The sequence below is a fragment of the Carnobacterium sp. genome, from assembly GCF_032094055.1.
GTDB lineage: Bacteria > Bacillota > Bacilli > Lactobacillales > Carnobacteriaceae > Carnobacterium_A.
On the sequence record NZ_DAMDAK010000040.1, the window covers coordinates 3,198 to 11,735 of the forward strand.

Annotated in this window: 6 protein-coding genes and 1 pseudogene; all 7 read right to left on the minus strand. The window is 37.9% G+C overall.

The window, feature by feature from the left end; translation table 11 throughout:
* Positions 1–284: 284 nt before the first annotated feature.
* Complete coding sequence (gene alr / locus RT405_RS07590) at positions 285–1,403, minus strand: alanine racemase (protein WP_313468889.1); 1,119 nt, start codon at positions 1,401–1,403, stop codon at positions 285–287.
* Between the two features lie 7 nt (positions 1,404–1,410).
* Positions 1,411–1,782: a holo-ACP synthase gene (acpS, locus tag RT405_RS07595; RefSeq protein ID WP_313468891.1), complete on the minus strand. Its 372-nt coding sequence runs from the start codon at positions 1,780–1,782 to the stop codon at positions 1,411–1,413.
* Between the two features lie 216 nt (positions 1,783–1,998).
* Positions 1,999–3,549 (minus strand): DEAD/DEAH box helicase, encoded by a 1,551-nt coding sequence (locus tag RT405_RS07600; protein WP_313468892.1) that lies wholly within the window; start codon positions 3,547–3,549, stop codon positions 1,999–2,001.
* Between the two features lie 519 nt (positions 3,550–4,068).
* A complete protein-coding gene (locus tag RT405_RS07605) occupies positions 4,069–4,779 on the minus strand; it encodes a Bax inhibitor-1/YccA family protein (RefSeq protein WP_313468894.1) in 711 nt (236 codons plus the stop codon).
* Between the two features lie 97 nt (positions 4,780–4,876).
* Positions 4,877–6,137: pseudogene (murF, locus tag RT405_RS07610) on the minus strand (UDP-N-acetylmuramoyl-tripeptide--D-alanyl-D-alanine ligase).
* Positions 6,138–6,280: 143 nt separating this feature from the next.
* Entirely contained in the window at positions 6,281–7,378 is a 1,098-nt protein-coding gene (locus RT405_RS07615; protein WP_313468896.1) for a D-alanine--D-alanine ligase, read from the minus strand.
* 262 nt (positions 7,379–7,640) lie between these two features.
* Positions 7,641–8,414 (minus strand): hypothetical protein, encoded by a 774-nt coding sequence (locus tag RT405_RS07620; RefSeq protein ID WP_313468897.1) that lies wholly within the window; start codon positions 8,412–8,414, stop codon positions 7,641–7,643.
* Positions 8,415–8,538 lie beyond the last annotated feature (124 nt).

The following is an 8,538-nucleotide window of genomic DNA, read 5'->3' on the forward strand; positions in this document are numbered from 1 at the left end:
TTGCATTCGTTAAACTAGTTTTAATGACTCTTGTTTGAACCTCGTAGTTTTGACTGTTTTCAGAAACTTGACGATTCAAAGAAATCTTAAACACTCGGTCTCTTTCACTTCTCATGAACCATACACCCTCCAATGAATAGTTTTCTCTTCTCTCACAAAGAAAAATAGCATCTGTATTTAGGGTAATGGTACCATGAAACTACGGATATTGAAACCTTCTATTGAAGTTTTCCAAAAGGTTCCTCTCTTCTGACATGAATTGTTCCTATTTAGTTTAATTTATTTTAAACATATTTTCTCGGAATGCGTTCCGTTAGACCACAAGCGATTTCGTAATGAATGGTATGTACATGGTCTGCGATTTCTTGTAATGAAATCGTTTCGTCTTGACTTTGACCGACTAGCACAACCTCTGTGCCTTCTGCAACTTCATAAGGCAAACGAATCATACATTGATCCATACAGATACGTCCGACTATCTCACATCTTTGACCATTTACCAGTACATCTTGTCCCTGTAAATCTCTACGCCATCCATCACCATAGCCAATTGGAAGTGTGCCGATCCATTCGTTTTCATGTGCTGTGTATGTGGCACCATAACCAATAGTTTCGCCTGCTTGCATTTGTTTAACATAACTAATTTCAGTGATCAGTTTCATAGCAGGTTTCAAAGGATACGGTGCTGTTAAAGCTCCTCCAGATGGATTTAAACCATACATCGCTATACCGAAACGAATTAAGTTGAAAGAACTTTCTTGATGCCATAATGCAGTCGCACTATTAGCGGTGTGTATATATCGCGGCTTTTGCTGCAGGTTATTCATTAACACGTTGAATTTTTTTATTTGCTGTTTAAACAATTGGTCATCAGGACTATCAGCTTTTGCAAAATGAGTAAAAATGCCTTCAAAATAAACTCTTTTATGCTTTTCGAACCATTCTTCAACTGCTTTTACTTCATCTGCTGTTTTAAACCCGATTCTTCCCATGCCGGTATCTAAAGCCACATGGATAGCTAGCTGAGCTGAGCTGTTGCCTTTTTCTAATGCTGCTTCGGCTTGATCAAGCCACTTGATGCTGCTGACAGTCACACTGATATGGTTAGAGGCCATCAATTCTGCATACCTTACATCTACGATACCTAAAACTAAAATGGGTTCTGTAAAACCTGCTTCTCTTAATTCTAATGCTTCGTCTAAAATAGCCACACAAAAACCAGTAGCTCCAGCTTCTTTTGCTACTTTTGCTACTTCGACCGCTCCATGACCATAACCATTAGCTTTAACAACTGCATAAAGTTCTGTCTTTTCATCCAGCCGTTGCAGCTCTTGTTGAACATTAGAAAAAATAGCCTCTCTATCAATATAAGCAATCGTCTTACGGTGCTTGCCTACAACCAAAATATCTTCACTCCTCTCCTTTACATGTGTTTTTTTCTAAAACTATTTGGGCAGCAGCAACCGCATCTGTATGCGTAATCGAAAGAAACACATTTCCATCAAACGGACTTTTCGTTACGATGGGCTTGCCTTTTGCATTTGGCAGTATCTCCAGATCATGAAATCCTAACTTGCCGATGCCCGTACCGTATGCTTTTGAAAAAGCTTCTTTTGCTGCATAACGCCCAGCTAAAAATTCTATTTGACGAGATCCTTTTAATCCTTCAAAAATATCTCTTTCAGCTGACGTCAATACACGTGCGGCAAATGTTTCTCTTCTTAAAAAGGCTTGTTCAATCCGATGAATTTCAGTTATATCTAACCCTATTCCTATAATCATTTCTAAGCCCCATTTTTATCATTAACTTTTTTGGCTTTCTTTATTTCTATTATGTATTCGGTATCTCCAATCAGATACATGAGCTTATATTAGCAGACTAAGAGGCAATTGTCACTTAATATCCATCATTTTATTGCGGCTTATTCCTCCAACCAGGTCTTTAATTCAAAAAACCTACCCTGATAACAGGATAGGTTTTTCCAACACATATTCAAATTAGTCTTTATTACGAATAGTAAAGTTGCGTTCTCCGCCGCCTTGACGACGATCAGAAGAAGATTTACTGCGGCGGTTATCATTTCCGCGTTTTTTATCAGAGCTGTAACTGCTTCCGCCTCGACGTTCACCGGGTTTTCCGCTATTGCGGTTTCCACGATAGCTTCCGCTTCCGCCTTTGCCTTTGTAACCCCGCGATGATCCACCTTTACCACCTTTGCCTGCACCACGACTTGGTAAAGGACGTTCAGGAGTAATCTTAACAGGAACTTCGCTCGGGTCCTTAGAAACACTTTTCAAGAAAGCAGCAGCTAGGTCTTCTGCTGTATAAGTTTCTAATAATTGAGCAGCAGCTTTTTCGTAACGTGCCAATCCATTGGCATCGATAATAGAACCAACTTCTTCCATTGATGCTTTGATTTGCCCTTCAAACGCTTCTGCATTTGTTGGTGGGCGCAATGGAGTCATTTGTTTTTTCGTTACTTCTTCAATCACTCGTAAGTAACCCATTTCGTTCGGAGTGATGAAAGATACAGAAACGCCTTCTTTACCTGCACGACCAGTACGGCCGATACGGTGAACATAGCTTTCAGGATCTTGCGGGATATCATAATTATAAACATGAGTTACTCCCGAAATATCTAAACCACGAGCAGCTACATCTGTTGCAACTAAAATATCGAGTTTACCCGATTTAAAAGCTTTTAAAACACTCATCCGTTTTTGTTGAGATAAATCGCCGTGGATTCCTTCAGCGCGATATCCACGCATTTCCAATCCTTTAGCTAATTCGTCTACACGACGTTTCGTACGGCCAAACACAATCGTCAACTCAGGCGTTTGAACATCGAATAAACGAGTCATAATGTCGAATTTTTCGAAGTCTTTACAGCGAACAAAGAATTGTTCAATCAAGCTGTTGGACAAAGTTGTCGCTTTAATGCTGACATGTTCAGGGTTATCCATAAATCTTACACCGATGCGTTTGATAGGTGCCGGCATTGTTGCTGAGAATAGCAAAGTTTGACGTTTTTCTGGAACTTCATGAATGATTGTTTCGATGTCATCAATGAATCCCATGTTTAGCATTTCATCTGCTTCATCTAATACTAAAGTTTCAACATGGTCTAATTTTAATGTTTTACGTTTGATATGGTCTAGTAGACGGCCTGGTGTACCAACAACAATATGCGGTGCATCTTTTAAAGCCCGGATTTGACGGCTGATATCTGCTCCTCCGTAAACTACTTGAACGCGGACTTTTTTATCGCGGCTTAAACGGAACAATTCTTCTTGCGTTTGAATAGCTAATTCACGTGTCGGTGCAATAACTAACCCTTGCACTACACGATTTTTGGTATCGATTTTTTGTAACATCGGCAATCCAAATGCCGCAGTTTTTCCTGTACCTGTTTGCGCTTGTCCAATGACGTCTTTTCCTTCAAGTGCTAAAGGGATCGTTTGTGTTTGAATGGGTGTTGCTTCCTCAAACCCTAAACGTTCTACTGATTTTAGCAATTCTGGTGCTAATCCTAATTCTGAAAATTTCAAATATATTTCCTCCCAATTTTAGAAAACCTTAAAGAGAGATTTTTGCGAAATACAGGCACCATCATTGTTTCACATCAGACGCACCTGTTGCTGTCACTCCATATAAAAACCTCGTGCCTATTTTAATTGAATGGTACACATGGTTTCTCATTTCATACCAAAAGCTTGGATTGCTCTCCAAGCTCATCTGCTTATCTATTTTCACAAAACCCTCGTTGGTTTTATCTTTTAATTAAATCGTTCATTTAATCTAAACAATCTTACCACGTCTATACAGGTTTATCAAACAATTTGCTTGTTTGTTTCGATGAACACGTTTCCTTTTACTATTTTAAAAAAAAAGCTCTCCTAAGTCAGATTTAGCGTACGCTTTCATGCGTTTATCCACATTCTTTTCACAGAATTTTAAAAAAAGAAACGTAGTCGCTCTGACTTATTTGGCCCACCAACACTACTCCAAAGTGCCAACAAAAAAACTCCGCCTTGAATTAACAAGACAGAGTCCTTTGGTGTTTTCGATTAATCGCGTCTGTTTCCAAAAATACGAAGCAAGCTGAGAAAAATATTGATAAAGTCTAAATATAAGTTTAGAGCACCTGTAATGGCTATAGCTCCCAACTCATGCTGTCCATTTAACTGGACGTAAATTTGTTTTAATTTGTGAGTATCATATGCCGTAAAACCGACAAACACAACGACCGTAATTAACGATAAAACAAAATCGGCTGGACCGCTATGCAGCAACAATCCGTTAACAAGCGTCGCAATAATCAGTCCGATCAAAGCGCCTCTTAATTGTCCGCCTAAAGTGGACATGTCGCGTTTGGTAAAAAATCCGACTAGACTCATCCCGGCGAAAGTCCCAGCAGCCATTAAGAAAGCTGAACCAATACTTCCTAATTCATAAGCTAAAAAGACAGTAGATAAAGTAATACCATTTAATAAAGAAAAAGCAATAAACCCGATCAATGAAGCACGTGCCGTTTTTAATTTCATACTATTAGAACTTAGTTTCATTATTAAAAACAGTTCTACTATAAACAATCCCATCATTCCAAAAGGACTGCCGTAAACTAGATTTAACATAGCTGTACTTTGTGCAGTGTAAAAAGCTGTGATTCCTGAAATGGCTAATCCTAAAGTCATATAACCATAAACGGAAGCAAAAAATTTTGTCATGGAGTTTTGTTCAAGATAATCATTGGTAACATCTTTTCTTTGTGTAGCCAAATTTATACCCCCTTGTATTATAGTTACTATTATAGCAAATTTCCCTTACATGCGCCTCCGTCTCAAGTCGGAGTCCTCCATAAAAGATAGCTGGATATCAAGCTTGTAGCGCTCGGACTACTGAAAGCAAATCTGTTCCCAAACTGGACTTCACTAAAATAAAATCAGTTGGTTGGATGATTTGCTTCAATTGCTGGATCATCGGTTCTTTGTCTCCTGTAAAATAATGCAGCCGTTCTTTTGGAAACTCTTTTATTAACGCTGAATGCAATGCCTGCATTTCATGACCATATAAAAACACTTGGTCGATTTTATCAGCAGATATTGCTTCTTTGATACTGATATGCAGGGCTTGCGAGTGTTCGCCTAATTCAAGCATATCTCCTAGAACAACTATTTTTCTGCCCTTATGAGCCAATTCGCTAAAATTAGTTAAGACTGCTTTCATCGCTGTAGGGTTCGCATTATAAGAATCGTTCAAGAGCATACTACCGTTAATAGCCGCCATCCATTCTGTTCGGTTCTTTGTCAGTTGGAAGCCAGCTAGTCCTGGAGCAGCTTCTTTAAGCGAAATTCCCAATACTAACCCAGCAGATAAGGCAGCCAAAGCATTGGTCACATTATAAGTCCCCAAAACCGGAAGAGTAATCATCAATTCTGGTTCTAAATTAGTCGTAAAGAGGGTTTCTTTCATTTGCGAATACCCCTCCAGGTTTTAGTCCAGAAGTAATTTCCATTTTTGCAGTTGCGATGCCTGCCCGTGATCCTAAATATTCTATATGCGATTCCCCTATCATTGTGATGATAGCAATATCCGGTTCGGCTAAGTCAGACAACACTTTGATTTCACCTGCATGGTTCATACCCATTTCCAAAATCAGAACTTCTGTGTCTTTCGGCATTTCTAAAATTGTGATTGGCAAACCAATATGGTTATTAAAATTACCTTGTGTTTTATATACGCGGTATTTTGTTCCCAGTACCGCTTCCGTCATATCTTTAGTAGACGTTTTACCATTGCTTCCGGTAATCCCCACAACTTTAGGATTTACTTTTTTTAAAACATATTTCGCTAAATCTTGGAGAGCTTTTAATGTATCTTCGACTTGAATTACTGGGATATCGGTTGGAGCTTCTTCAATCGGACGACTCCAAAAACTAGCAGCAGCTCCATTTTTAATTGCTTGTGCTATAAAATCATGTCCGTCTTTTTCACCAGTCAACGGAACAAATAATGAACCGGCGACTAGGTTTCGAGTATCAAAACTAACTGTATCTAGTTTAACTTTCTGCCAAGTGTCGGTAATTTCCTGAACACCGACAGCTGAAGCTACTTCTTTTACTGTTAAAGAAATCATCTTTTACCCTCCATTTAGTATTTTGCTCATTATCAGAGATAAACAAAAAAAGAGGAGGGACAACTGCCCTGCCCTCTTTTTATTCGTTCTTTTGAACATGATTTTACCATAAAAAGTTTATTTTCTCTTGGTACCCATTGAAATCATTTTTTATGAGGTTGTTCGAAAACAAGTGACTCATTAAATCGTTTTAATGCTAGTTGGATCAGCTCTTCGACCAAATCACCATAATTCAGTCCTGTATTTTTCCACAATAAAGGATACATACTGAATTGTGTGAAACCAGGCATGGTATTTAGTTCATTAACAAAAATTTCGTCATTTGATGTTAAAAAGAAGTCGCAGCGGCTTAAGCCACTTCCGTCAATAGCTTGAAATGCCCGAACGGCATACTCGCGAAGTTGTTTTTCTACTTTTTCCGAAATCAGTGCCGGAATTTGCAGCGTGACTTCATTGTTTATATATTTAGCATCAAAGTCATAAAAATCAACTTCTTTAACTAACTCGCCAGGAACAGACGTATGAATATCATCATTTCCTAAAATTGCTACCTCGATTTCACGTGCTTCGATTCCTTGCTCTACTACAACCCGACGATCATACTGTAAGGCTAAATCAATGGCTGCTTTCAGCTCTTCCCGCGTTACAGCTTTACTGATTCCTACGCTTGAACCTAGATTGGCCGGTTTCACATACATTGGATAGATCAAGGTTCCTTCGCACTTTTTAAACACTTCATCAGGATTTGCTATCCAGTCGCCTTTCCGAATAGGAACATACGGCACTTGCGGCAACCCAGCTTGTTGAAATAATTGCTTGGTGATGATTTTATCCATTCCACAAGCGCTAGCCAAAACACCGGCTCCCACGTAAGGCATGCCCATAACTTCAAAAAGTCCTTGAACTGTACCATCTTCTCCGTTCGGCCCATGCAAGACCGGAAAGATAACAGCATCTTTTTCTTTTAGTTCGCTTGGATTGATGGCTACGCCTGTAGAAAACTCTCCTTCTTCTATAGCAAAATGCACTTCTTTTGCTGCAGATAAACGCAAAGCTTCAGAAAAATGAAGGCTATCTGCTTGCTTAATCGTTTCTCCTTTTATCCAATCGCCCTCTTTTGTAATATAGATGGGTTCAACTTCATAATAATCATAATATACTTCTTTTATAATGGAGAAAGCTGTCAGCAACGAAATATCATGTTCTGCGCTTTTCCCTCCATAAATTAGAAAGATTTTCATCTAGTTTGTCCTCCGAGTTGTAACGTTTAGTCTCTTTTTCAATAAAAGTTCTTGTGAATTCATTCGTTATTGTATCATATTTTTTTTTATAAAAATAGGCTGCATTTTGAGATAGCCGTCCTTATCTATATAAACTTCATGAACTTCTTTTTAGAGGTTTAACTACTTCTTTACTTTTTTGGTATCAGGCTACACTGATTAAAAGATTTAAAAAAAGTCAAAAAAATAGGCCAAGAAAACGGTTGGGTTCTCTTAGCCTATTTTATTTCAATAATGGTTGAAGCGTCTCTTCTTCTTTCAACGACCAGCTCTCATCTCTGCTATCATAACAAATCGTTCCAATTAATTCATTTTTCGAAAAAGTTTTATTAACATCCCTTAAACGATCTTCCACCAAGAAGATCGGAATTTTACAAATAGTATCCTCATGCTGCATTTGCTTAAAAGAAAGAATAACTCCTTCACGCAAGTAAGGGACTAATTCTTTGACTAATTCAGTTGGTATAGGTTTAATTTTTACAGCTTTTCGAAAAAGCTTTTTCTTTTCATTGAATTTTACTTCCAATACAGTAGTTAAACTATCGCTTAACAAAACATAAAATTGTTCTAAATAGCGAAAATATATTTTCCTGAAATTATCCGGTAACGATAAATAAATATAATTATTTTGTAATTTATAATAAAAGGGTGAGTGAAGGTGAGTATACGCATGGGCAATGTACAATAACTCAGAGATTTCTACAGGCGTTAACTGTCTCAATAGCTCTACACTTTCAAAATCAATCCATTTAATTGAATCACCTGTTAAAGTTTGTAAGTGATTATCAAAGTAAGCACGAACATTCTCTACTCCACGAATGATTCGAAACCCAGTATGAGCATCAAAATCACCTATATCTTCCGAGGCATTCAGCAACAGAATATTTTTAGGTACTTTTTTAATAATTTTTGTATAATTTGTCAGTATAAGACCTTTACTTAAAACTGAATTTGTCACACCATCCAAATGAACGTAAATATATTCTGAAGACAACATTCGCCCCTCCTTTTACTTTATCCTATTCTTCATTGTACTACGAAAACCGTTCTTTTTCTGTATCAATTCAATGATATTATCATTACAAAGAAAGCATCGGAAGCGTTTTATTAAGTCAGTCCGG

Excerpts from the sequence above, each read along its gene's own strand:
- acpS (WP_313468891.1), bottom strand. The coding sequence starts at position 1,782 with ATGATTATAGGAATAGGGTTAGATATAACTGAAATTCATCGGATTGAA.
- RT405_RS07615 (WP_313468896.1), bottom strand. The coding sequence starts at position 7,378 with ATGAAAATCTTTCTAATTTATGGAGGGAAAAGCGCAGAACATGATATT.
- RT405_RS07620 (WP_313468897.1), bottom strand. The coding sequence starts at position 8,414 with ATGTTGTCTTCAGAATATATTTACGTTCATTTGGATGGTGTGACAAAT.